This window comes from Nonomuraea sp. NPDC050153 (genome assembly GCF_044460125.1).
Lineage (GTDB): Bacteria > Actinomycetota > Actinomycetes > Streptosporangiales > Streptosporangiaceae > Nonomuraea.
Window position 1 is genome coordinate 1 of sequence record NZ_JBITJQ010000042.1, and the last position, 23,136, is coordinate 23,136.

Genomic DNA, 23,136 nt, shown 5'->3' on the forward strand with positions numbered 1-23,136 from the left:
CAGGAGTGGCACAGCCGACCGGGAAACCGGCGGAAGAAAGGCCCTGGGCCCTACCGTCGAGCATCATTCACCTCGCCTGCTCCCGACCCGACTCGAATCTGTTGGAGAAGTCGGGTGACCCGACCTGGTCAGTCGTCGAGTGCCTGGTAGAGGGTGGTCCAGAAGTCGTGGATCAGCCGCGCCGGATCCGGGGTGGACAGCCCGACCTGGGTGAGCAGGATCCCGGTGAGCTGCTTGCCGGGGTCGGCGTAGGCCGCGGTGCCGGTTCCGCCGTCCCAGCCGAACTGGCCGACGGGGGCGTAGTCGCCGCGGTAGGTGCGCACCGCCATGCCGAAGCCCCAGCCGCCCTGCTGCCCTTGGCCGAACGACAGGTGGACGTTGTTCTTGGCCAGGTCGTTGCGGGCGGCGTTCTGCTCGGGCGTGAGGCGGTTGGTGGTCATCAGCTCGACGGCGGGCCGGGACAGGATCCGTTCGCCGCCGTGCGTGCCGCCGTTGAGCAGCATCTGGAAGTAGGCGTGGTAGTCATCGGCGGTGGAGACCAGTCCGCCGCCGCCATGCTGGAAGGCCGGAGGCCGGCTGTAGCGTCCGCTCTCGGCCTCGTCCCACACGTGGAACTCTCCGGTCTGCGGGTCGGGGGCGTAGCTGGGCGGCAGCCGGTCGATCTTGTCGGCGGGCACGTGGAAGCCGGTGTCCTTCATCCCCAGCGGGTCGAAGACACGTTCGCGCAGGAACGTCTCGAACGGCTGGCCGGTGACCCTGGCGACCAGCACGCCGAGCACGTCGTGGCTGAGCTCGTACTGCCACCGCTCTCCGGGCTGGTAGGCCAGCGGCAGCTCGCCGAGGCTGCGCATCCACTTGTCCGGCTCGGGCGCCGGCCCGACGCCTCCGCTGTAGTTGGCCCGCTCCAGAACTGCGGTCATGATCGGGGAGCCCATCAGCGTCAGGTCCACGCCGAGCCCGAACGTGGAGGTCAGCAGGTCCCGTACGGTGATCGGCCGCCGCGCCGGCACGGTGTCCTCCAGCGGGCCGTCGGCCCGCGCCAGCACCCGACGGTCGGCCAGTTCCGGCAGCCACTCATCGACCGGGTCATCCAGCCGCAGCCTGCACTCATCCAGCAGGACCATCGCCGCCGCCATCGTCACCGGCTTGGACGTGGAGGCCATCCGGAAGATCGTGTCCCGACGCATCGGCGCACCACCGTCATGGCGCATCGACCCGACCGCCTCGACGTGCGTCTGGCCGCCCCGGCTGACCAGGGCGACCAGCCCGGGAATCCTCCCGGACTCGACATACCGCGCCAGCACCTCACGGAGCCTACGCAGCCCCGCCTCGGAGAAGCCGCTGTTGTCGGTTCCCATCATGAATCTCCTTACATAGAGTGTTCGATCTTGCGAGTCCTGCCCCCGTCTGGCGCTCATGGCTTCGATGAGCCACGCACGGGGGCGTCCATGGCCGAACCGCTCATGGCAGCCACCATCGCCGACCGCTCTGATACCGGGCAGTTGTCGTCCTGACACGGCCGCTGACACGACACCGCCTGGTAAGCGGCGAGTGCAAAGCCGGGCCAGCGCAGGTCGACATCCAGTCAAACGGCGCTTCCTGAGCAGGCTCATGGCTTCAGTCAGCGCAGGCAGCGCATGGTCGGCGAGCTCGGCGACGGACGTGCCGTTCAGGTTCACGCCCTCTGTCTTGGCGGCGAGCACGTGCCCGATCGGGCCGGTCGCGGAGGCTCTCCACGCGAAGTGGTCAGGTGGTGGGCAGGCCGAGCTGGTATTCGTGGCTGCGGCGGTGGAAGCGGAAGCCCAGCCGCCGGTTGACGGCGAGCATGTGGGTGTTGTCCTGGGCGTTGTCGGTCTCGATCTCGACGATGCCGGGGTGCTCGGCACGCAGCCTGCGCACCATTGCGGCCTTGACCCACAGCCCGAGCCCGTGGCCGCGGTGCGCGGGCGCCACGGCGGTGTCGTACTGCAGTGCCCGGCGGGTCTCCCCGGCCCGGATGACGATCTCGGTGTATCCGGCGATCTCTCCCTTGCCGAGCGCAGCGGTCGTCAGCAGCAGATCACCGCGGTCGGCCAGCACTTTGGCCATGGCACGGACCCGGTCGGAGGTCCAGGTCTGGTTGCCGTAGTCCATGTCGCCGGTGGGCATGTCGTTCATCGCGTTCTTGGCCGCGGCGAAGGCTTCGGCCAGCTCGTCGGGAACCATGCCGGTCCAACCGGCCAACTCGTAGCCGGGATGCTCGATGTCGGCCTCGGTATCGTCGGCCTGCGCGACGTCGAGCAGTAGATGGTCCAGCGTCAGCACCTGCCGGAAGCCGCGCGCGGTGCAGAAGGCCTCACCCGGCCCGCCGCCGGCCGCGGCGGTGATCAGGCTCCGGCGCTGCTCCGCCTCTGCTGCCGACACGGCCGTGGCCAGCAGTTGCGAGCCGACCCCTGAGCGCCGCCGGCCCGGGTCGACGTGCAGCTCCAGTTCCGCCAGGTGATCTTGGCCGGGCGAGGTGAACAGCCGCAGCCCGGCTACACCGACCACCGCGCCGCCGGTCTCGGTGGCCAGCCAGAACAGTCGGCGGCTGTCCAGCCCGCCGGCGGTCAGCTGGGCATGGACCTGCTTGGACGTGGGCCGGGGCTCATCGGGCTGATCGCCGGCGAGCGAGGCCACCACAACCGCATGCCAGGCGGTGGCATTCTCGGCCGAAACCCGAGACATAGGGACAATACGGGTCATGCGAAACTCCTTGGGGGATGCCTTGGACACCGGTCATGACTTGTGTCATCGCTTCCTTCAGTCGGTGTGGCGCACGAGCGGCCAGTCGATGTCAACGCGGGCCGCCTTGGCGAGGTAGTTGGTGAACACATTGAGCGCCACGTGGGCGATGACCTCGACGATCTGCCCGTCGGACAGGCCGGCGTGCCGGACCATGGCCAGCTGATCGTCGGAAACAGCCCCGCGGTCCCGGACCACGGCGGAGGCCAGTCCCAAGACCGCGGCAGCCCAGGGGTCGCCGGCTTCGCCCCTCCTCGCGCGGTCGGCCTCGACCACGGTCAGCCCGGCCACCTTGGTTCCGCGGAACGAGTGCACCGACAGGCAGTAGTCAGACTTGTTCTCCTGCGCCACCAGCAACGCGATGCGCTCGAGCAGGTCCGCCGACAGGGTGCCCTCCGCGCCCAGGATGCCGACGACGCCCAGGTACCCCTTCAACACGGCCGGATTGTTGGCCATCACCTTGGCCAGGTTGGGGACGACCCCGAGGGCCCGGTGCGTGGCGGTGAACAGTTGTGCGGCTTCACCGGTGGCGATCTCCGGATCAACGATGTGCATGCCGGTAATCCTGCAGTCAGGCCTTGATAGATTTCCGATGCGTTCTCGATGCAAGCGCTGGCGGCCTTAGGAGTGACGGCATGCGGTTCACGGTCCTCGGCCCGGTGGAGGCCGTGGCTCCGGGTTCCCAGCCGTCCGGGCTGGCACCCCGGCATCGGGCGGTGCTCGCCTATCTGTTGCTGCACGCCGGGGTCGTGATCAGTACGGATCGGCTGATCGACGCGATGTGGGGGCCGCTGCCGCCGGATTCCGCCCGCGCGCAGATCCAGACCACGATCGCCGCGATCCGCCGGATACTGCGCGCTTCGGGAGCCGACCAGATGCTGGCCACCCATCCGGCCGGGTACATGATCACCCCCGAGCCCGGCCGGCTTGACCTGGACGAGTTCACCAACCTGATCGCCAAGGCACAGGCCACCTCCGGCGACCCGCAGGACACCGCGGACCAGATCCGTGCCGCGCTGGCGCTGTGGCGGGGAGAGCCGTTGGCCGATATCACCGCCGATTACGTCCAGAGCGCCCGAGCACGCCTGAACGGGCAGCGACTGACCGCCATTGAACGCCTGGCCGAATTAGAGCTGTCACTGGGCCACCAGGACGACCTCATTGACGAACTGACCGTTCACGTGGCGGCCAATCCGCTGCGGGAACGGCTCTGCGGCCAGTTGATGCTCGCCCTGCACCGCGCCGGACGCCAACCTGACGCGTTGCACGTGGCAAGAACGTTCCGGGCGGCCCTTGCCGAACAGCAGGGGCTGGACCCCGGCCACGCGTTCAGCAAGCTCGAACAGGCCATCCTGCGTGACGACCCCGGCCTGCGGGCCCCGGCCGCCGCGCCGACGAAGTCGCAGCGGGTGAACTTCCTGCCCTACGACGTCCCGGATTTCACCGGACGAGAAGGCGAGCTCGACAGGCTCGCCCGCTCGTGGACGAGCAACAACGGTGGAGTCGTGACGATCTCGGCGATCGACGGGATGGCCGGGATCGGCAAAACGGCGCTCGCGGTCCATGCGGGACACCTCCTCGCGGACCACTTCCCTGACGGGCAACTCTTCGTCGACCTGCAGGCGCACACCGCCGGTCAGGCGCCGCTCGATGCCGGCACCGCGCTGGAGGTCCTCCTGGGGCAGCTCGGCGTGCCCGCGGAACGCGTCCCGGCCTCGGTCGCCGATCGCGCCGCGGTGTGGCGGTCCGAACTGTCCGGCCGTCGCGTGCTGGCCGTACTGGACAACGCCCTCGGCACCGATCACGTGCGGCCGTTGCTGCCCGGCACCTCCAGCGCCCTCATCCTGATCACCAGCCGCCGGCGGTTGACCGACCTGGACGGGGCGCACGCCCTGTCCATGGATGTGCTGCCGGCCGCGGACGCCGTGGAGTTGTTCACGGCGATCGTGGGCGAGCGGGCGCTCGCCGAACCGGTTGCGGTCCTCGACGTGCTGCAGTTGTGCGGTTTCCTGCCACTGGCCGTCCGCATCGCCGCCGCCCGCCTGCACCATCGCCCCCGCTGGACCGTCGAATACCTGGCCGACCGGCTCCGCGACCAGCGCCGCAGGCTTTCCGAGCTGGCCACCTCGGAAAGAGGGGTGGCAGCCGCGTTCACCCTGTCCTATCAGCAACTGGATCCCGATCAGCAACGCATGTTCCGGCTTCTGGGGCTGCAGCCGGGCCGTGACATCGGTCCCGACGCGGCCGCCGCGCTGGTCAATCTTCCGCTCGAGCGGGCCGAGATGCTCATGGAAGACCTTCTGGACGCCCACGTCCTGGCCCAGTACCAGCCCGGCCGCTACACCTTTCACGACCTGCTGCGCGAACACGCCCTGGCCACCGCGGCCGCCGAGGAATCGCCGAGCGCCCAGCGGGAGGCCCTCGGCCGGCTGTTCGACCACTATCTGCACACCGCGGGCACGGCCATCGATCACCTCTACCCCGAGAACAAGAACCGCAGGCCACACATCCCCGCGCCGGACACCCTGGCCTCGTCCCCGCAGGACGAGGCCGAGGCGGTCAGATGGCTGAACGCCGAACGCGCGAACCTCATCGCGGTCGGCCATCACACCGCCGGCCACGGCTGGCTGACGCACACCAGCCAGTTGGCGGCCACCTTGCATCGCTACCTGCTTGGCCACGCCCATCATGCCGACGCGCTGGCCCTCCATGGCCTGGCACTCCAAGCCAGCCGGCGACTCGGCGAGACGGTGGCCGAAGCACGCACGCTCCTCGACCTCGGTGAGGTGCATTACTGGTGGCACGGTCACTACGAGCAGGCAGCCGAGCATTACCGGCACGCCCTGAACCTTTCGCGCGACATCGGCGACCAGGGCACTGAAGCCCGCGCGCTGCACAATCTCGGCAACGTCTACAAGCGGCAGCGAGAATACGACCAGGCCCACGACCACTATCGACAGTCCCTCGCTCTCTTCCGCGAGTCCGGCGACCGCGCGGGCGAAGCCAGCTCGCTGACCAACCTCGGTCTTGTCCACGAGCACCAGGGACGCTACGAGGAAGCCCACGACCACCATCGCCAGGCCCTGCACGTCTATCGCGAGACCGGATCGCGCATCGGCGAGACCATCGTCCTGAACAACCTCGGCCTCGTGTACCAGCGGGAAGGCCGCTACGACCAGGCCCGCCGCCATCACCGCGACGCCTTGCACCTGTGCCGCAGACACGGTTTCCCCGGGGACGAGGCCGAATCGCTCAACGCCCTGGCGGAAGCTGCCCGATCCATGGGCGATCTCACCCAGGCCGTAGCCGACCACGATGCCGCGCTGGCCGTTGCGCGCGAGGTCGGCTACCGCCCCGAACAAGCCCGCGCCCACGACGGCCTGGCGCACGTCCACCGCGACCTCGGCCATATCGATCTCGCCCGCGACCACGCCCAACAGGCCCTCGACCTGTACACCGCCCTCGACGTCCCCGAGGCCGACGACATCCGCACCTTCCTCAGCGATCTCCATCAGCTATGACACACAGCTGACAAGAAGACTCCACCGACGATGCTGTAGGCGCTCTCTGCCTGCCGATAATGTCATCCGCGCAGGTCATGCGGCTTGCCCGACTCCTTCCCGCTTGTGTCCGCTTCGGGCTCTGGAAGGGGACCGGTCGCGGCTTCGGCGCCGTCGCCGCCCGGCTCTCTCCCCACACCTCGGTGAGGAGCTGGTCAGTGGTGACGACTCGGCCAGCCGTAGGCGTGGGCCTCGTCCCGCGGTCGCCGAGGTTGCGGATGATCTCTTCGAGTCGGTGGCGCTGGGCGGGATCGACTCGAAGCATGGGGGCGCTGAACGCAGGCTTCTCTGAACTTTGGGGCCGGTCCGTCCCAAAGCCTCTGATCGGCAGCTCTCTGAAACCGCATCGGTGATGCCAGAGGAATCACAGCGAGATGTTCCGGAGAGCGAGAGCCGCCCCGCCTGCCGCCTCGGTACTGTGACTTCGCATGACCGACACCGAGATCGAGATCACCGCAGACCTGGTCCGCGACCTGCTGCAGGAGCAGCATCCGGACCTTGCAGGGCTGGCCATCCGCGAGGTGGCGGGCGGCTGGGGCAACCAAATGTGGCGCCTCGGGGACGAGTTGGCCGTGCGCATGCAGCGCATGGACCCCACCCCGGAGCTCCAGCTCAAGGAGCGGCGGTGGCTACCCGTGCTGGCCCCGCGCCTGCCGCTCCCGGTGCCGACCCCGGTGCGGTTCGGCGAACCGTCCGAGCGCTTCCCCAAGCACTGGACCGTGATGACGTGGGTTCCCGGCGAGCCGCTGGACCACGGCTCGATCAGCCGCGGCGCCCACGCGGCCGACACGCTGGCGGGCTTCCTCAGGGCGCTCCATGTGGAGGCGCCCGCCGAGGCCCCGGCCAGTTCGGACTTCGGCGCTCACCCCAAGAGGTGCACGGGCGGCTTCGAGCAGTTCTTGCAGGCCATTGACCCCGACGCCGTCGGCGATGTCCGCGCCGTCCGGGCGGTCTGGGACGATGCCGTCGCGGCCCCCGAGTGGGAGGGCCCGCCGGTCTGGGTGCACGGCGACCTCCATCCCGCGAATGTCGTCGTCTCGGACGGGACGCTCTCGGGCGTGATCGATTTCGGTGTCCTGTTCGCCGGCGATCCCGCGTGGGACCTCGGCGCCGCGTGGGTGCTGCTACCCGCGGGCACGGCCGCACGGTTCTTCGACGCGTACGCGCACGCGGACGAGGCAACGATCCGGCGCGCCCGCGGGCTGGCCGCCATGAAGAGCCTCTTCCTGATGCTCATGGGGCAGAACGGAGATCGGGGCCTCCCCGGCGGCAAGCCGAACTGGGGACCCGCAGGCCGGGCGGCACTTGATCGTGTTCTGAAGGGCGTTTGACGCACGCTTCTTCGACCTCGCCGAGCCGGCCTTCCCCGATAGAAGTGCGTGGGACCGGCAATCTGGCGGATAGCGGCGAGCAGGTCAGCCGGAGCAGCACGGATCGGCGCCGACCCGGGTGGCGCGCACGTGCAGTGGGGTGGGGTGGGCGACTCCTTTCCGCTCACCCCGGCGGGCAAACCAGACCGAGACGCTATGCGAACGGCTCGTGAACCCCTGACACAGCGGGTCAGGCAGCCCGCTCCGCGGCGAGCCAGGACGTCGACAGCTGGTGCCGGGCCCGGGCCACCCTGGACCGGACGGTGCCGACCGGGCAGCCCAGCAAGTCGGCGGCCTCGGTGTAGTGCAAGCCCAGGACCTGGGTCAGCACGAAGGCCCGGCGCCGTTCGGCCGGTACCTCGGCCAGCAGTTCGGCCAGTTCCAGCCCGTCCTGCGAACCCGGCAGGTCACGCGGCTGACAGCGCTCCGCGGCAGCCTGCCAGTCGGCCAGGTCCGCCGCCACCGGCCGCGCCCGGGCGGCGCGGAAGCCGTCGACGGCCACCCGGCGGGCGATGGACAACAACCAGGCCCTGGCCGACGACTTCCCGGCGAACCTGGGCAGGCTCCGCAGAGCCCGGACAAACGTCTCCTGGGTGAGGTCGTCCGCCGACTGGGTGTCGGTCAGATAGGCAAGGAAGCGGCGCACGTCCGCGTACATCGCGCGAGCGAAGGCCTCGACATCCGCAGGGGCACCGTCGCGTGCGGCCAAAGCGAGCAAGGTAAGACGCCGATCGTCGGCGGCGCGTTCATGGCTGGAGCTCATTGTCGATCACTCCTTGCGTCAGGGTTCGGACGGAGGCGGGCACGGCCGGCTTCGATCGCGAGAATGGGCGTACGACGACGGCCGGGCAGGATCAGGTCCGTCCGGTACTTACAGAGGTGGGAAGGTCAGGCGGCGGCGAAACGCGGCGGGCCGCGCCCGCTCAGCGAGTGCTCCAGCAGCGCCGCGCGAAGGGGCGCGGGCTCAACCGCCTGTACGGCCGCTGTGCCGTACGGCGTGCGGTGCGGCGCGCACATCAGCAGGCGGAACCGCACACCGAGCCGGCGCAGCAACGCCCAGAGCGCCGCCTCACCTCGCGCCAGCCACAACGCCGTCATGACGGTCGCCAGGCCGTGAGCGACCAGCATCCCCACGTCCGGGACGAGACCGGAATGCGGGTGCCCGCCCGGCACGACCACCGGTGCGGTGGAGAACAGCAGGTGCAGCACCACCTGCGCGCCGGCGAGGAGAGGAAGGATCGCCTTCGTCCCTCGCTCACGGCCGGTCACCGGCACAGCGGCCGCGAAAGAGATCGCAAAAGCCATCGCCGCTGCCGGCGCGGGCACGCGCCCGCCCCCGAGCAGGTGCGCCAAGGCGCCCAGCCCACAGCACACCACGGCGAAGACCATGGCGCGAACCAGGCGGAACGTCACTCCAGCGGGCATTTCTACGGCTGTCACTCCATGGTGGCGGGCCGGCGCGGTGATGAACGCATCCCGTGGGAACGGCAGAGACCGACGCGCTTCACTCTCGAAGCACGTTCGGATCAGAAATGGGCCGGCCTGCGGGTCCGGTGGGCGGTCGTCAGCGGACGTCGAGCAGCGCCGGCGGTCCGCGCCGCAGGATCGCCCGGACGAGCTCAGGGCCGCGGTACGCCTTCGCCTCTGCGACGAGCACGACCCGAATCGGCAGCGTGACACGCTCGACGATCCCGACGAGCAGCCGGCGAAGCTTCGGCAGGGGCGCCATGGCCCACAACCGCAGCATCAGCCAGGTCGCGTTCTCCCCGCGATACAGCCACCACCCGGTCACCACCGCGACCACGAGATGCGCCACGGACATGCCGACGCCGGGGGAGCTGGTGTGAGTGTGATCAGCCTGGGCGACGGCGAGCGGAGCACTCCGGGCGAACAGCTCATGCAACAGGGCCTGCGCGCCCACCGTCACCGTGACCACGACTTCGGGCCCACGCTCGTGCCGGCCGAGCGCGAGAGCCAGGGCGAAGGCGCCCGCCATACCGACGAACAGTGTCTGCGCCGCGACCAGCGCGCCCCCGGCGAGCATGTGTCCACCCGCGGACATGACGACGCACACGACCGCGAAGACGGCGGCGCGTGCCAGGCGCGTGGCCTGTTCCACGGCGGACACGGCACTCATCCTTCCAGCCCGACGACCCGATGAGAAGGTCGATGCACCGATCTTCCCTGACACGGCTCGTACGTTGGCAGGTACGCGGCCGAACGTCCGGAAGTTCAGCGAGCGCCCCTAACCCCCCGGTGATCAGGACCATGTCGGCGCGCGTCATGCACCCGGGTATCGGCGGCGCCCCCAACCCATGGCCGACCAGTGCGGTGTGAGGTCATCGAGGGATTCGATCTCGGTCGGCTTCAGCGTGTCCGGGTCGAGGGCATCGCGGTGCCGGGCGAAGACTTTCTCCACATACCGGTGTCCGGTGTCGGCGCCGATGACGAGGTGCGTGCGCTCGGGGTGGCGTCGTGCCTCCCACGCCGCGACCAGGTAGGCGGCCCCGGTGGACAGGCCGGCGAAGACGGCGTGCGCGCGCATCAGCCCGATCGTGCCGGCCATGGCGTACCGGAAGGTCAGCCAGTGCACCTGGTCGTAGAGTTCGGGGCGGACGTTGCCGAACGGGATGGCACTGCCGATGCCGGCGATTATCGCCTCCGGGTCCTGGAACCGTTCGCTGCCGAAACTCACGCTGCCGAAGGGCTGGACACCGACCAGCGGGATCGACGGGTCGTGCCGTCGCAGCGGCTGGATCAGGCCCGCGCTGGACGCGCCCGTGCCGACGCTGGCCACCACGGCGAAGGGCACGTCCGGCAGCGCGACGCGTACCAGGTCGGCCAGCTCGGCGTACCCGAGGCAGTGCACCGGGTCGTGATACTGGCGCATCCAGTGCATCCCGGGGTTGGCGCGCAACAGCTGGTGTACCCGCTCGATCCGGCGGTCCTGATCGAGGCGCAGATCGGACTCGGCCGGCATCTGGTCGACCGTCGCCCCGAGGATCTCCAGCTGGGCCCGGATGGTCGGCGTGACCGTGGTCGAGGCGACGATGTGGCAGCGCAGGCCATAGCGGTGGCAGGCCATCGCCAGGGCCAGTGCGTAGATGCCGCTCGAGCTGTCGACGAGGGTGTCTCCGGGCCGCACCGTGCCGTCGGCGAGCAGGGCCTGTACCGCGCCGAGTGCGGCGTAGATCTTCAGGGTCTCGAACCGGAGGAGCACCACATTCTCCGACAGCCGGATCAGGCTCGGCGCCCGGATGGCGTCGGTGACGTGGCCGTGGACGGTGGTGGAGACGTTGGGCGGGACCAGGAATGGCATGGGCGGTCGTCCCTCGGGTCGTGCCGCCGAGTAGGGCGGCAGATGTACATCTGTCGATGCATTGACCGGTCTTGGGACAAGTCGCACTCACGATCGAAGTGGTTCCATCGCGATGGATCGTAGATGTTGCGGGAACCAGTTGTATGACCCAGCCGACTAGGTCTGTGGCAGGCAATCGCCTGCCGCGCCGATGGCCACCGCTCGCCGGGAGACCCTGTGTCACGACTTCGTCCACTCGCGGCCCTTGCCGCGTCGATAATGCTGGTCAGCGCGTGTGGCGCCGGTACCGGCGGCAGCGCCTCCACGAGTCCGGCCACGAGCCCGGTGCTGCGTATCGGCCTGAGCGAAGAGTCCGGCGCCCTGGATCCCCACGCCTTCACCGGCAATTTCCTGCTGCTCGACGCGATCTACGAGCCGCTCGTCACCTACACCGAGGGGGGAAAGCTGGCACCGGGGCTCGCGGAGTCGTGGACCGTCGCGGAGGGCGGCAAGCGGGTCACGTTCGACCTGCGCGACGGCGTCCGGTTCACCGACGGGACGCCGCTCGACTCGTCCGCCGTCAAGTGGAACTTCGACCGGTGGGTCGGCAACAAGAAGTTCGGTTTCTTCCGTGCCTCGCAGGTCATCTCCGCCGTCGACGCCCCGGACGCCGGCACGGTCCGGCTGACACTGTCCGAGCCGTACGAGCCGCTGCTGCAGGAGCTGTCGATCGTGCGGCCGGTGCGGTTACTCAGCCCGAAGTCCGCGGACGCCGCCGGTAAGTTCCGGACCCCGGTCGGCACCGGGCCGTGGAAGCTCGTGTCGAACTCGGCCGAAGGTGCGACGCTGGCCCGCAACGACGACTACTGGGGGACGAAGCCCAAGCTGGAGCGGCTGGAGTTCAAGGTCATCCCCGATTCGCAGGCGCGCGTGGACGCGCTCGCCAACAAGGAGATCGATCTCATAGGCGGCTCGTACCTGGCCCCCATCACGCCGGTGGAGGCCAAGGCGCTGAGCGAGCGCGCCGACGTCAAGCTGCTCACCGGCGCGCCGGACGTCTCGATCATGCTCGGCTTCAACCCGAAGGGCCCGGCCGGAGACCGGGCCGTCCGTGAGGCCGTACGTCAGGCGATCGACACCGCGTCCCTGACCAAGGCGCTGTTCATGGGGTACGCCGAGCCCGCGCGCCGGGTGTTCCCGCCGGACGTGCCCGACTCCGGGACCGACCTCCCGCTCTACTTCGACCAGGCCGCCGCCCGCAGCACCCTGGAAGCCGCCGGATACCGGCTCGACGGCACCACCCGGGTCAAGAACGGCAAGCCGCTCTCCCTGAAGCTGCTCATCCCCGCCTCACCGGCCGAGGGTCAGCTCGACCCCCGGTCCACGGCCGCCGCGATCGCCGCCGCCCTCAAGGAGGTCGGCATCGCCGTGGAGATCGCCCCGGTCGACGCCGCCGCCTACTACGACGAGCGGGCGGAGGGCACATATGACATCACGTTCTTCGAGGGGCTCGGCGCGCCGTACGATCCCTCCGGCTCGGTCGTGTCCATGTTCACCTCCGGCGCCCGCGGACCGCTCTGGGTCACCCCGGCCACCGAGGCCGCGGTCGACAAGGCCGTGTACGCCCGTGACGCCGCCGCCCGCGCCACGGCCTACCAGGAGCTCTACAACACGGTGGCCGCCGACGCCGGTTTCGTGCCGCTGGCCTACCGGACGAGGCTGTGGGCGGTCCGGGACGGGGTCAAGGGCTTCGCGGTGCCGCCCACCGACCTCGACCTCGAAGTCGCCGGGGTAACCGTCGGGTGAAGGCTCCCGATCGGCTGACCGCCGCGGGCGGATACGTCGCACGCTGGGCACTCGACACCGCCGGTGTGCTGCTCGCGATGTCGATCGGCACCTTCGCGCTGGTCCTGCTCGCCCGCGGCGACCCCGCGGCGGTGCTCGCCGCGACGCGGGCCGGCCGCCCGGCCACGCCCGAGCAGATCCAGGCCGTCCGCGTGGAGCTGGGCCTCGACGCGCCCGCTCCGATACGGTACGTGCGGTGGCTCGCCCACGCGTGCACCGGCGACTTCGGGGTGTCGCTGCGGACGAACACGCCCGTGGGGCCTGAGGTCGCCGACCGGCTCGGTGTCACGCTCGGGCTGGTCGCCGGGTCCGCGGTGATCGCCGTCGTGGTCGGCCTGGCCGTGGGCGTGGCCGGGGCGGTGCTCCATCGCGGTGTGCTGCGCGGCGCCCTGCGGGTCGGCGCGCTGCTGGTCACCTCGGTTCCGGGATTCTGGCTGAGCTACCTGCTGGTGCTGGCGCTCGCCCTGCGGCTGAGGCTGGTGCCGACGTCGGGGATGGCCGGCCCGGAGACGTGGATCATGCCTATGGCGGTGCTCGGGCTGCCGGCCGCCGGCGTGCTCAGCAGGGTCGTGGCGGTCACGCTGCGTGAGGCGCTGGATCGGCCGTACGTGCGGGCGGCGCAGGCCCGAGGCAGCGGCCCGCTGTCGATCGTGCTCCGCGACGGGTTGCCCAACGCGGCGGGACCGATCCTGTCCGTCGCCGCGTTCGCCGTCGGCGGCCTGCTGGTCGGCGTGGTCGTGGTGGAGCAGATCTTCGCCTGGCCCGGTCTCGGGGCCTACCTCGTGCACGCGGCCGGTTCCCGGGACGTACCGGCGCTGCAGGCGGCCACGCTCGTGATGGGTGGCGGGTTCATCCTGGCCAACCGGTGCGCGGATGTCCTGCAGGGGCTCATCGATCCTCGCTCCCGGCGGCGGTGGGCCAGGTGAACGGGCTGCTCCGCCGGCCGGGGGCGCGCACGGCGCTGGTCGCGGCGCCGCTGGTCCTGTTCGCGGTCGCGGGCGGGCTGGCACCGCTGCTGGCTCCGGCCGATCCCACCGCCAACGACCTGGCCGCCTCGCTGCTGCCGCCGTCGCCGCAGCACCTGCTGGGCACGGATCAGCTCGGCCGTGACCAGCTCAGCCGGCTCCTCTACGGTGCGCGGATCTCCCTGACGATCACGGCGGCCGTGCTGGCGGTCTCGCTGGCCGCCGGCGCCGTCGTCGGGACCATCGCCGGCTACCTGGGCGGATGGGTCGACCGGGTCGTCGCCCGGGTGATCGACGTGGTGGTGTCGCTGCCCGGGATGCTGGTGGCGCTGGCGGTGATCGGCGTGCGGGGACCCGGCGTGGAGAACCTCGTCCTCGCGCTGTCGCTGTGGTCGTGGGCGCCGTACGCCCGCATCGCCCGCGCCCGCGTCGCCGGGATGCGCGGCAGCCCTCACCTGGACGCGCTGCGGCTGCTCGGGGCCGGCCGCGCGCGTATCATCGGCCGGCATCTGCTGCCCCCGGCGCTGGCACCATGTCTGGTCTACGCCAGCACGGACGTCGGCACGATCGTTCTCGGCGTCGCCACGCTGAGTTTCCTCGGCCTCGGTGTCGCGCCGCCGCACGCCGAGTGGGGGCAGATGCTCATCGAGGGGCGGCCGTTCCTGGCCTCCGCGTGGTGGCTGGCGTACCCGCCCGGCATCGCCATCACGGCGGTGGTGTTCGCCAGTAACCTGCTCGGCGAGCGGCTGGCGGCCGGTGGGGATCGGCCGTCGGTCCTCCGGCTGGTCCGCCCCGGACGGATGCGGCGGGCGGCGGGAGCGGCCGCCGGAGCGGAACCGGCCGCTGCCCCGGACGCGGTCCTGATCGTGCGGGACCTGTCCGTCGCGTACCCGGGCGATGGCGGGCTTCGCCGCGTCGCCGCCGGGATCTCCTACGAGGTGCGTCGCGGGCAGATTCTGGCGCTCGTCGGCGAGACCGGAAGCGGTAAGACCACGGCCGCGCTGGCGCCGTTCGGCCTCCTGGATCCGCATGCGGTGGTCACCGGCTCGGCGATGCTCGGCGCCCGCGAGCTTGCCGGGCTCGCCCCGGAGGATCGGCGCCGGGTCGGCGTGGTCTTCCAGGACAGCGCCGCGGTGCTCAACCCGTTGCGGACGATCGGCGCGCACGTCGACGAGGCGGTCCGCAACGCGGGCCGGGGCGGCCCGCGCGGCGCGACCCGGCGGATCACCGAGGAGCTGCTGGGCCTGGCCGGTCTGCCCGATCCCGCGGTGGTCGCCCACCGGTTCCCGCACCAGCTGTCCGGTGGAATGCGGCAGCGGGCACAGATCGCCATGGCGCTCGCAGGGGAGCCGGAGCTGCTGATCGCGGACGAACCCACGTCCGCGCTCGACGTGACCGTGCAGGCACAGTTGCTCGACCTGCTGGCCCGCCTGCGCGACGAGCTGGACATGGCCATGGTCGTCGTCAGCCACGACCTGGCGGTGGTGGCACGCCTGGCCGACAGCGTGGCCGTCGTGTACGCGGGGCGGATCGTGGAGTCGGGCCCGCTCGACGCGGTGACCAAAGCTCCTGACCACCCTTATACCCGCGGACTGCTGGACGCCGTGCCACGTTCCGGTGCGGCACCGGGCACCCGGTTCCGTACCATGCCGGGCCGGTCCGGCATCGGACCGGACGACACCGCCGGGTGCGGGTTCGCGCCCCGCTGCACCCTCGCGGTGGCGGCCTGCGCGACCGCGCCGCCGGCCTTGGAACCGCCGGCCGCCTCGGCCGCGCACCGGTCGGCGTGCCTGCGCCATCCCAGCCGCTCCACGACCACGGACGGGACATGCTAGAGATCGAGAACGTCAGCGCGGGCTACGGCCGTGACGACACGCCCGTGATCGAGGACGTCACGATGCGGGTGGCGGCGGGCGAGATCGTCGGCCTGGTCGGGGAGTCCGGCTGCGGCAAGTCGACGCTGGCCCGGGTCGTCACCGGCCTGCACCGGCCCAGCGCGGGAACCGTCCGCGTCGCCGGGGTGGACGTGCACACGCTCCGGGGCCGGGCGCTGCGAGCACATCGGCGGCAGGTCCAGATGGTGTTCCAGGACCCCTATCTGACGCTCAGCCCGCGGCAGACCGTGCGACAGGCCCTCGCCGAGCCGCTGTCCATCCACCGGGTCGGTGACGCCAGATCCCGGGCCGCGCGGGTGAGCGAGCTGCTGGACCTGGTCGGGCTCGACCCGCAGGTGGGCGACCGCCGACCCGGGCAGCTGTCCGGCGGGCAGCAGCAGCGGGTGGCGATCGCCCGCGCGCTGGCCCTGGAGCCACGCCTGCTGATCTGCGACGAGCCGGTCACCGCGCTCGACGTGTCGGTCCAGGCGAAGGTGCTGAACCTGCTCTGCGACCTGCGGGACCGGCTCGAGTTCGGCTGCCTGTTCATCGCCCACGACCTCGCGGTGGTCTCGCAGCTCGCGGACCGGATCGCGGTCATGCGGCGCGGCCGGATCGTCGAACAGGGCCCGACCAGAGAGGTGACCACCGACCCCCGGCACCCGTACACGCGTCTGCTGCTCTCGGCCACGCCCACCATGTGACGACGGCCGGGAACCATTCGGGCAGCCCGTCCGACATGTCGATCGTGACCATCGCCTGCCTAGAGATGCTCTCCTTCGGACTCGCCCACCTCGCCCGGGCCGCTGGTGACACCGGCGAGCGCCTGGTGCTGCTGACCGGTACCGAACCGCTGTACCTGCACGAGCTCGCCACGCTGCCACCTGGATCGATCGAGGTCGTCCCCGTGGACACGAACGACCGCCAGGCGGTCGCCGAAGCCCTGAACACGGTCGAGGACCTCCGGGGCCTGATCAGCTCCACGGATACGTGGGGCGTGACCGGCGCCGAACTCGCCATCGAGTTCGGCCTGCCCGGCATCGACCCGGCGGTCATCCGGCTGGTGCGCGACAAGTCCCAGGTCCGGGACCTGCTCCACCGGAACGGGTTGAGCCCGTTCGCGCCGTCCCCGGTGGACGACGTGGCCGCGCTGGACCTCGACCGGCTCGCCGCGGCCGTCGGGCTTCCCGCCGTCGTCAAGGACACGGCCGGCACCAGCAGCCGGAACGTGTGGCTCGTGCGCGACGCCGAAGACCTCGCCCGCCTCCGCCGGGAGGCCGCGGGCGCGACGCTGTTCGGGCGGCTGTTCGCGGAGCCGTTCCTCGCCGGGCCGGTCTACAGCGCCGAGACCGTCACCTGGGCCGGGCACACCCGGCTGCTGGGGCTGTCGAGCCGCCTCATGTCGCCGCAGCCGTGGTTCCGCGAGGACGTGACCGCGTTCCCGGTGGCGTTGCCGCCCGACGAGGTCCGCGAGATCGAGAAGTGGCTCGGCGACGTGCTGGCGGTCCTCGGCTACACCGACCGGTTCGCCCACATCGAGCTGGCCATGACCGCCGACGGGCCGCGCCTGATCGAGGTGAATCCCCGCATCGGCGGCGCGCTCGTCGGCGAGTCGATGTGCCGTGCCCTGAAGATCAACGTCTACGAAGGACTTGTCGACCTCGCGCTGGGCCGGCGTCCACGACTGCTCGACGCGCCCCTGGGCGGCGGACCGGCCGTGGCGTTCGTCCTGGCCTATCCGGACCGGGCCGGTGAGCTGGTCGCGGTTCACGGCCTCGACCACGTCGCCCGCTATCCGGGACGGCCCGAGTGGTATCCGACCAAGGCGATCGGCACGGACATCGCGCACGTCACGGACGGGCGCGGCTACGCCGGAATCCTGCTCGCCGAGGGGCCGACCGCGGAGATCGCCACGCACCGTGCCGTCGCCGCGGCGGGCGCCCTGCGCGTCGAGACGCGTCCCGCGTGCTAGGCCCGGCTGCCCCGCACGATCAGCCGGCGTGCGTGGTTGTCGAAGGGCTCGGCGTCGAACCCGCCGAAGCACTCGATGCCGGTGAAACCCGCCTCGCCGAGCATCTGCTTGAGCTCGACGGCGCTGTAGAGGTGGTGCACGATGAACGCCTGCCGTGCCCGGCCCTCCCGCACGAGGTAGAAGTCGTCCCGGAACCGGGTCCAGTCGTCGAGGACCGTGCCGCGCACGATCAGCGTGCCCCCGTCGACGTCGAGGATCTTCGGCTGGGCTCCGTCCCGGGCCATGATCTCCTTGCCGTACAGGTCGATCAGGAGCCGGCCGCCGGGCGCGAGGCTGGCCCGTACGTTGCGCAGGACCCGCATGTTCTCGTCATGGTCGTCGAACAGGCCGAACGAGGTGTACATGCTGATCGCCAGGTCGAACCGGTCCGGCTCGACGAACTCGCGCATGTCCGCCCGGACGAGCCGGATGTCGACGCCGGCCCCGGACGCGGCCTGCGCGGCGCGATCGAGCAGCGCCGCGCTGAGGTCCACGCCCGTGACCTGCGCACCCCGGCGGGCCAGCGGAATCGTGTACGTTCCCGGCCCGCATCCCAGATCGAGCACCCTGGTCCCGGGCGGCACCCGCAGCAGCGGCGACGAGGCAGCCCTTACCTCGGCCTCACCGGCACGCTCAGGGGAGAACAACACATCCGAGAAGTCGGCCCACAGCGTCTCGTCCTCGAACCACTCCATCGCCGTTCCCTTCGCCATCGACCATATCCGCTATGCAGTAGGTCGCCGCTGATGCCTGGCTGGTTCCTGCCTCCCCCGACAATGGGAAAGAGCTCCTCATGGATCTGAGTCTGTCCGTCCGGCGCGTGTCCCTGCGGCTGACCGAGACGGTGCGAAGCTCCCGCGGTGAGATCGACTCTGTCGACACCTGCATGGTCGCCATCGCGCACGGGGGCGTCGTCGCCTACGGCGAGGGCACGCCGATCGAGTACGACGGAGTCACCGCGGACGATGTCGCGCGAGCGGTAGAGGCCGATGGCCCGGCCCTGCTCGGCCAGGACCTGAGCGACCCGGAGGCGGCTCTCGACCGCGTCGAGCGATGGGACGCACCCGCAGGCGCCCGGATGGCGCTCGACGGCGCGTTGCACGACTGGATCGGCAAGGCCGCCCGGCAGCCGACCTGGAGGGTGCTCGGCACACCCCGGACGCTCGGACCGACCGTGTACACGATCGGGATCGCAAGCCCGGACGAGGCGGCGAGCGCGGTCCGGAACGCGCCGCCGGTGGGCGCGTTCAAGGTGAAGGTCGGCGGCTCCGACGACATCGACGTCCTTGAGGCCATCCGGCGGGTGACCCCGCTGCCGGTACGCATCGACGCGAACGAGGCATGGGACCTCGACGTCGCCCGCGCCCTCACCCCGCGCCTGCGCGCGCTCGGCATCCAGCTCATCGAGCAGCCGTTCCCCAGGACCGAGATCGACGACTACCACCGCTACCGGGAGCTTCCCGACCGGCTCCCGATCGTCCTCGACGAGGGGTGCACCGACGTGGCCAGCGTCCAAGCCGCCCGGAAACACTCCGACGGCATCGTCGTCAAGCTGTGCAAGGCCGGCGGCGTCCGCGGCGCCCGGCGGGTCATGGAGGCCGCCCGTCAGGCAGGGCTCACGGTCCTGCTCAGCTGCATGTGCGAGTCGGAGCTCGCCATCAGCCAGGCCGCGCTACTCGCGCCCCTGGCCGACCACATCGACCTCGACGGCCACCTCTACCTGCGCGAACCGCCGTTCCACGGGCTCGGCCTCGAGGACGGGCGGATCGTCCTCGGCGAGGAGCCCGGCCTCGGGGTGGCGCCCGGGACCCTTTCCACATCCGATCCTGATTGGCGGCGACCGTGAACTGGTACGAGGACATGAACCTGTGGTCGGGCTTCTCGGAGGTCCTCTTCACACCCGAGCGGGCGCGGGCCGCCGCCGAGGTGGTGGCCTCCTCACCCCTGTTCGCGTTCCCCCCGGGAAGCCGCGTGCTCGACCAGTGCTGTGGCGTCGGCTTCTTCACCGAGCCGATGGCCCGCCGCGGCTACCGGGTGACCGGGGTGGACCTCCACTCCGAGCTGCTCGAACGCGCGGCGGCCGCGTGTGCCGCCGCCGGGGTGAAGGCGTCGTTCGTGCAGGCGGACGTGCGCGAACACGTGGCGCCGGAGGCGTACGACGTGGTGGTGAACATGTACACCTCCTTCGGCTACTTCGACGACCATGAGGACAATCTCCAGGTCCTGCGCAACGCCCACCGGTCCCTCGCCCCGGGCGGCCGGCTGATCGTCGACCTGCTGAGCAAGGAGACGTACGCGTCCTGGGCCGGCACTCCGAAGATCGTTGACGTGCCCGGCGGCATGGTGGTCATGCGTGACACGATCCTGGACGACTGGGCCCGCTACCGCACCGACTGGACGCTGGTCCGGGGCGACAAGGCCGAACACGCCTCGCTCATCTGCTACGTCTACAGCGCCGCCGAGCTGCGGGGCATGTTCGCCCAGGCCGGATTCGAGGAGATCGAGTGCTTCGGCACCCTGGACGGCGGCCCGTACGACGCCGGTGCCACCCGCCTGATCGTCCGGGGCATCAAGGCACGGCCGGCGTGACACCGGGTGGCGTCCGCTCGTTCACCGGCGTCCAGTTCGCCCTGCTCGGGAGCGGGCTGCTGGTCAACCTCATCAGCTTCTCCGTCTACCCGTACCTGGCGGTCCTGCTCCGCGACCGGATGAGCTTCGGCATGGACCAGATCGGCGTCATCCTCGGGCTGGCGACGCTCGTGCAGTTCGCCGGAGGACTGCCGGGCGCGGCCGTCGCGGAACGCCTCGGGCTCCAGCGGTCCCTGCTCCTGGCAATGGTGCTGCAGACCGTCGCATCGCTGGGGTTCCTCGCAGGCGGGGCCTGGCCGGTGGTGACGATCGCCGCGCTCTTCCTCCGGTCGGCGGCCACCGCGCTGTACTCGCCGAGCGTCCGCGGCTACACGGTGCACGGCGCGGGCCCGGACGAGCGACCGCGGCTGGTGTCGGCGAGCTACGCCACCGGCAACGTCGGGATCGCGCTCGGGCCGGTGGTGGGTGCCCTGTTCATCCACGACCCGGGCGGGATGTTCGCCGTCGCCGCCGCGCTGCACGGGGCTCTCACGATCGGGCACGCCTTTCTGCCGCAAGAGACCCGCGAGGACGGCGAGGTGGTCGAGCCACTACGGCGGGCCCTGCACGGCCTCGCAGTCCTGCCGTTCGCGGTCACCGCCCTGACTATTTACCTGCACATGCACTTCTACCAGTACCTTTCTTCCTACGCAGAAGGTCGGGTGTCCACGGTGTTCTACGGATCGGCCATGATGGGCTACTCTCTGCTGCTCGTCGTGCTACAGCCATTGATCGCGGACCGGGTCGAGCGGATGCGGTACTCGCACGCGATGGTGCTCGGCTTCGGCGGCCTGGCCGTCGGCATGATCGCGTTCACCGGCGGGAACGAGATCGCGATCGCCACCGGGATCGCCGCCATCGGTGCGGGCAACTCCGTCCTCTTTCTCAAGAACGTTCTGGAGGCGCTCGCCCGCACGCCCCGCTCACCGGCGGTCGTCTTCGGTCACCAGCGGCTGGCCGAGGGCGCCGGCGCATGTTTGAGCGGGCTCGCCGGGGGAGCGGCGTACCAGGTGTTCGAGACCGCCGGGCGCCTCCCCGGTTTCTGGGTGGCCGTCGCCGCCCAGTGCCTGGTGTTACCCGCGGTCGTGCTTCTGCTGCATCGCCGGTTCGGGCGTCCCACGATCACACCGGCGGGTTCCCGATGAACCCGGCGGAAGCGCTGACAGCCGCCCATGCCGTCGCCGAACGGCTCCGCGAGGACGCCGTCGCCCGCGACCAGGCCAACCGGTTGCCCAGAGCCGAGATCGACCTGCTGCGCGACAGCGGCCTGCTCTCCGTGGACCCGGACGACCACCGGACCACGCATGCGGTGACCCGGATCGTCGCGGCGGGCGACGCCTCGATCGGGCACCTCCTCGGCTACCACTACCTGCACCTGTGGCGCGCCTCGCTGTACGACAACCCCGAACTGGTCCGCTCCCTGCGGCAGGAGGTCGCCGCCGACCGGCTCTTCGTGGCCGCGGTCAGCAACCCGCGCGACACTCTCACGATCAGCCCGAACGGCGACACGCTGTCCATCTCCGGCCGAGGCACGTTCGCCACCGGTTGCGCGGTCGCGGACCGGCTGTTCGTCAGCACTATCTGCGACGACCGCCAAGCCCGCCTCGTCGCGGTCGTAGCCGGCGGCGCAGAAGGGGTCTCGCACCCACCGGACTGGGACAACCTGGGCCAACGCCTGACGGCCAGCGGCAGCATCGTCCTTCAGGAGGTCCGGGTCCGCCGCGGTGACGTGCTGGGCACCTTCCCGGCAGGCGAGGACGAGTCGAGCCCTCGCCGGCTCCGACTGTCGCTGGTGTCGCTGGCCTTCCAGGCGGTGCTCACGCAGGTTCTCGTCGGCATCGCCGAGGGAGCGCTCGAGGAAGCCGCCCGGTACACCCGCGAGTGCGCACGCCCCTGGCCGGCCAGCGGTCTCGAGCGAGCGGTCGACGACCCGCACGTTCTCGCCGGGTACGGGGAACTGGCCGCGGTCCTCCGGGCAGCACGCCTCCTGGCCGACGACGCGACGCGTGCGCTCGCGGAAGCCGACGCCGGCGGTTTCGACCTGACCGCGCCAGAGCGGGGCCGGGCCGCCCTGACGATCTCCGCCGCGAAGGTGGTGTCCACCCGGCTGGCGACGGAGGCGGCAGGCCGGATCTTCGAGTTCACCGGCGCCCGCGCGACGACCCGATCGACCGGCCTGGACCGGTTCTGGCGCGACGCCCGCACCCTCACCGTGCACGACCCCGTCGTGTACAAGGCGCGGGAACTCGGCGCGTTCCTGCTCACCGGCGAGATTCCGCCGATCACGGCGTACAGCTGAGAGCGGCTGTCCATCACCGGGTCGTGCCGTTACATTTGGCGCGCCTCAAACATCGAATACCGGATGTCCTTCAGGCCAAAGTGCGGGGGAAGCCCGCTCAGCGGTCTTCGCCGCGCCCTTGGCCAGATCACCCCAGGACCGGTGGGGCAGACCGTCGCGGCCACATCCGTGAGCCGCAACCTCTCGCTGTAGCGGCCCGAACCTTGCAGCGTGATGGTGGTACCGGCGCCGACCGAGAGCGGTGCGGCCGCATGCCGGACCTGGCTGGGAGTGCGCCACCAACCGGTCGACCTGGGGAAAGGACGCGACCACGTCAGTTGCGGAGGGACGGTTTCCGCGTTGTGGAGCCGGTCGGTTGCAGGACGCCGTTCGTTCTGAGCATGTAGGGCCTGATCGACGACATGGACGATGCCCTTGATCTTCAGGACGGATTATGGGCCTTTCTGAGCGCCGATTAATTACCGGTCGCAATCATTTTCGGCCGTGGTCCATAAAGGGCGAAAGCAGAGCGTGGCGTTTTGGT

At 70.8% G+C, this 23,136-nt stretch carries 19 protein-coding genes; 11 read left to right on the forward strand and 8 right to left on the reverse strand.

Going from position 1 to position 23,136, the window contains the following annotated elements; genetic code table 11:
* Positions 1–128: 128 nt before the first annotated feature.
* The 3 genes from ACIBQ1_RS53740 to ACIBQ1_RS53750 all read right to left on the reverse strand — a co-directional run bounded on the left by ACIBQ1_RS53740 (position 129) and on the right by ACIBQ1_RS53750 (position 3,318).
* Complete coding sequence (locus tag ACIBQ1_RS53740; RefSeq protein ID WP_397290377.1) at positions 129–1,361, reverse strand: serine hydrolase domain-containing protein; 1,233 nt, start codon at positions 1,359–1,361, stop codon at positions 129–131.
* Between the two features lie 385 nt (positions 1,362–1,746).
* On the reverse strand, positions 1,747–2,724 hold the full coding sequence (locus ACIBQ1_RS53745; protein ID WP_397290379.1) for a GNAT family N-acetyltransferase: 978 nt from the start codon (positions 2,722–2,724) through the stop codon (positions 1,747–1,749).
* Between the two features lie 57 nt (positions 2,725–2,781).
* The gene (locus tag ACIBQ1_RS53750; RefSeq protein ID WP_397290381.1) at positions 2,782–3,318 is read right to left on the reverse strand and encodes a carboxymuconolactone decarboxylase family protein; all 537 of its coding nucleotides are present in this window, start codon (positions 3,316–3,318) and stop codon (positions 2,782–2,784) included.
* An 80-nt stretch (positions 3,319–3,398) separates the two neighbouring features.
* Between ACIBQ1_RS53750 and ACIBQ1_RS53755 the strand changes: the two genes are divergently transcribed.
* Complete coding sequence (locus tag ACIBQ1_RS53755) at positions 3,399–6,284, forward strand: tetratricopeptide repeat protein (RefSeq protein WP_397290382.1); 2,886 nt, start codon at positions 3,399–3,401, stop codon at positions 6,282–6,284.
* Between the two features lie 467 nt (positions 6,285–6,751).
* On the forward strand, positions 6,752–7,654 hold the full coding sequence (locus ACIBQ1_RS53760; protein WP_397290384.1) for an aminoglycoside phosphotransferase family protein: 903 nt from the start codon (positions 6,752–6,754) through the stop codon (positions 7,652–7,654).
* A 229-nt stretch (positions 7,655–7,883) separates the two neighbouring features.
* Here the strand turns inward: ACIBQ1_RS53760 and ACIBQ1_RS53765 are convergent, their stop codons facing one another.
* The 4 genes from ACIBQ1_RS53765 to ACIBQ1_RS53780 all read right to left on the reverse strand — a co-directional run bounded on the left by ACIBQ1_RS53765 (position 7,884) and on the right by ACIBQ1_RS53780 (position 11,012).
* Complete coding sequence (locus ACIBQ1_RS53765; RefSeq protein WP_397290386.1) at positions 7,884–8,456, reverse strand: sigma-70 family RNA polymerase sigma factor; 573 nt, start codon at positions 8,454–8,456, stop codon at positions 7,884–7,886.
* A 125-nt stretch (positions 8,457–8,581) separates the two neighbouring features.
* Positions 8,582–9,118 (reverse strand): MFS transporter, encoded by a 537-nt coding sequence (locus ACIBQ1_RS53770; protein WP_397290388.1) that lies wholly within the window; start codon positions 9,116–9,118, stop codon positions 8,582–8,584.
* A gap of 139 nt (positions 9,119–9,257) precedes the next feature.
* On the reverse strand, positions 9,258–9,821 hold the full coding sequence (locus tag ACIBQ1_RS53775; protein WP_397290390.1) for an MFS transporter: 564 nt from the start codon (positions 9,819–9,821) through the stop codon (positions 9,258–9,260).
* Positions 9,822–9,974: 153 nt separating this feature from the next.
* Entirely contained in the window at positions 9,975–11,012 is a 1,038-nt protein-coding gene (locus ACIBQ1_RS53780) for a pyridoxal-phosphate dependent enzyme (protein ID WP_397290392.1), read from the reverse strand.
* A 324-nt stretch (positions 11,013–11,336) separates the two neighbouring features.
* Between ACIBQ1_RS53780 and ACIBQ1_RS53785 the strand changes: the two genes are divergently transcribed.
* From ACIBQ1_RS53785 to ACIBQ1_RS53805, 5 genes are read left to right on the forward strand one after another with little or no spacing between them, the layout of a single operon-like run.
* The gene (locus tag ACIBQ1_RS53785) at positions 11,337–12,797 is read left to right on the forward strand and encodes an ABC transporter substrate-binding protein (RefSeq protein ID WP_397290394.1); all 1,461 of its coding nucleotides are present in this window, start codon (positions 11,337–11,339) and stop codon (positions 12,795–12,797) included.
* Complete coding sequence (locus ACIBQ1_RS53790) at positions 12,794–13,762, forward strand: ABC transporter permease (protein WP_397290396.1); 969 nt, start codon at positions 12,794–12,796, stop codon at positions 13,760–13,762. Before ACIBQ1_RS53785 ends, ACIBQ1_RS53790 begins: the two co-directional genes overlap by 4 nt.
* On the forward strand, positions 13,759–15,636 hold the full coding sequence (locus ACIBQ1_RS53795; protein WP_397290398.1) for a dipeptide/oligopeptide/nickel ABC transporter permease/ATP-binding protein: 1,878 nt from the start codon (positions 13,759–13,761) through the stop codon (positions 15,634–15,636). Before ACIBQ1_RS53790 ends, ACIBQ1_RS53795 begins: the two co-directional genes overlap by 4 nt.
* On the forward strand, positions 15,630–16,379 hold the full coding sequence (locus tag ACIBQ1_RS53800; protein WP_397290400.1) for an ABC transporter ATP-binding protein: 750 nt from the start codon (positions 15,630–15,632) through the stop codon (positions 16,377–16,379). The genes ACIBQ1_RS53795 and ACIBQ1_RS53800 overlap by 7 nt, the downstream gene beginning before the upstream one ends.
* Before the next feature lie 35 nt (positions 16,380–16,414).
* Positions 16,415–17,647, forward strand: coding sequence for an ATP-grasp domain-containing protein (locus tag ACIBQ1_RS53805; protein WP_397290402.1), 1,233 nt, complete (start codon positions 16,415–16,417; stop codon positions 17,645–17,647).
* Here the strand turns inward: ACIBQ1_RS53805 and ACIBQ1_RS53810 are convergent.
* On the reverse strand, positions 17,644–18,399 hold the full coding sequence (locus ACIBQ1_RS53810; protein WP_397290404.1) for a class I SAM-dependent methyltransferase: 756 nt from the start codon (positions 18,397–18,399) through the stop codon (positions 17,644–17,646). The two genes, ACIBQ1_RS53805 and ACIBQ1_RS53810, sit on opposite strands and share 4 nt — an antisense overlap.
* Positions 18,400–18,479: 80 nt before the next feature.
* Between ACIBQ1_RS53810 and ACIBQ1_RS53815 the strand changes: the two genes are divergently transcribed.
* From ACIBQ1_RS53815 to ACIBQ1_RS53830, 4 genes are read left to right on the forward strand one after another with little or no spacing between them, the layout of a single operon-like run.
* Positions 18,480–19,532 (forward strand): enolase C-terminal domain-like protein, encoded by a 1,053-nt coding sequence (locus ACIBQ1_RS53815; protein WP_397290406.1) that lies wholly within the window; start codon positions 18,480–18,482, stop codon positions 19,530–19,532.
* Entirely contained in the window at positions 19,529–20,275 is a 747-nt protein-coding gene (locus ACIBQ1_RS53820) for a class I SAM-dependent methyltransferase (protein WP_397290408.1), read from the forward strand. Before ACIBQ1_RS53815 ends, ACIBQ1_RS53820 begins: the two co-directional genes overlap by 4 nt.
* Entirely contained in the window at positions 20,272–21,459 is a 1,188-nt protein-coding gene (locus ACIBQ1_RS53825) for an MFS transporter (RefSeq protein ID WP_397290410.1), read from the forward strand. Before ACIBQ1_RS53820 ends, ACIBQ1_RS53825 begins: the two co-directional genes overlap by 4 nt.
* Entirely contained in the window at positions 21,456–22,613 is a 1,158-nt protein-coding gene (locus tag ACIBQ1_RS53830) for an acyl-CoA dehydrogenase family protein (protein ID WP_397290412.1), read from the forward strand. Before ACIBQ1_RS53825 ends, ACIBQ1_RS53830 begins: the two co-directional genes overlap by 4 nt.
* The last annotated feature ends 523 nt before the right edge of the window (positions 22,614–23,136 follow it).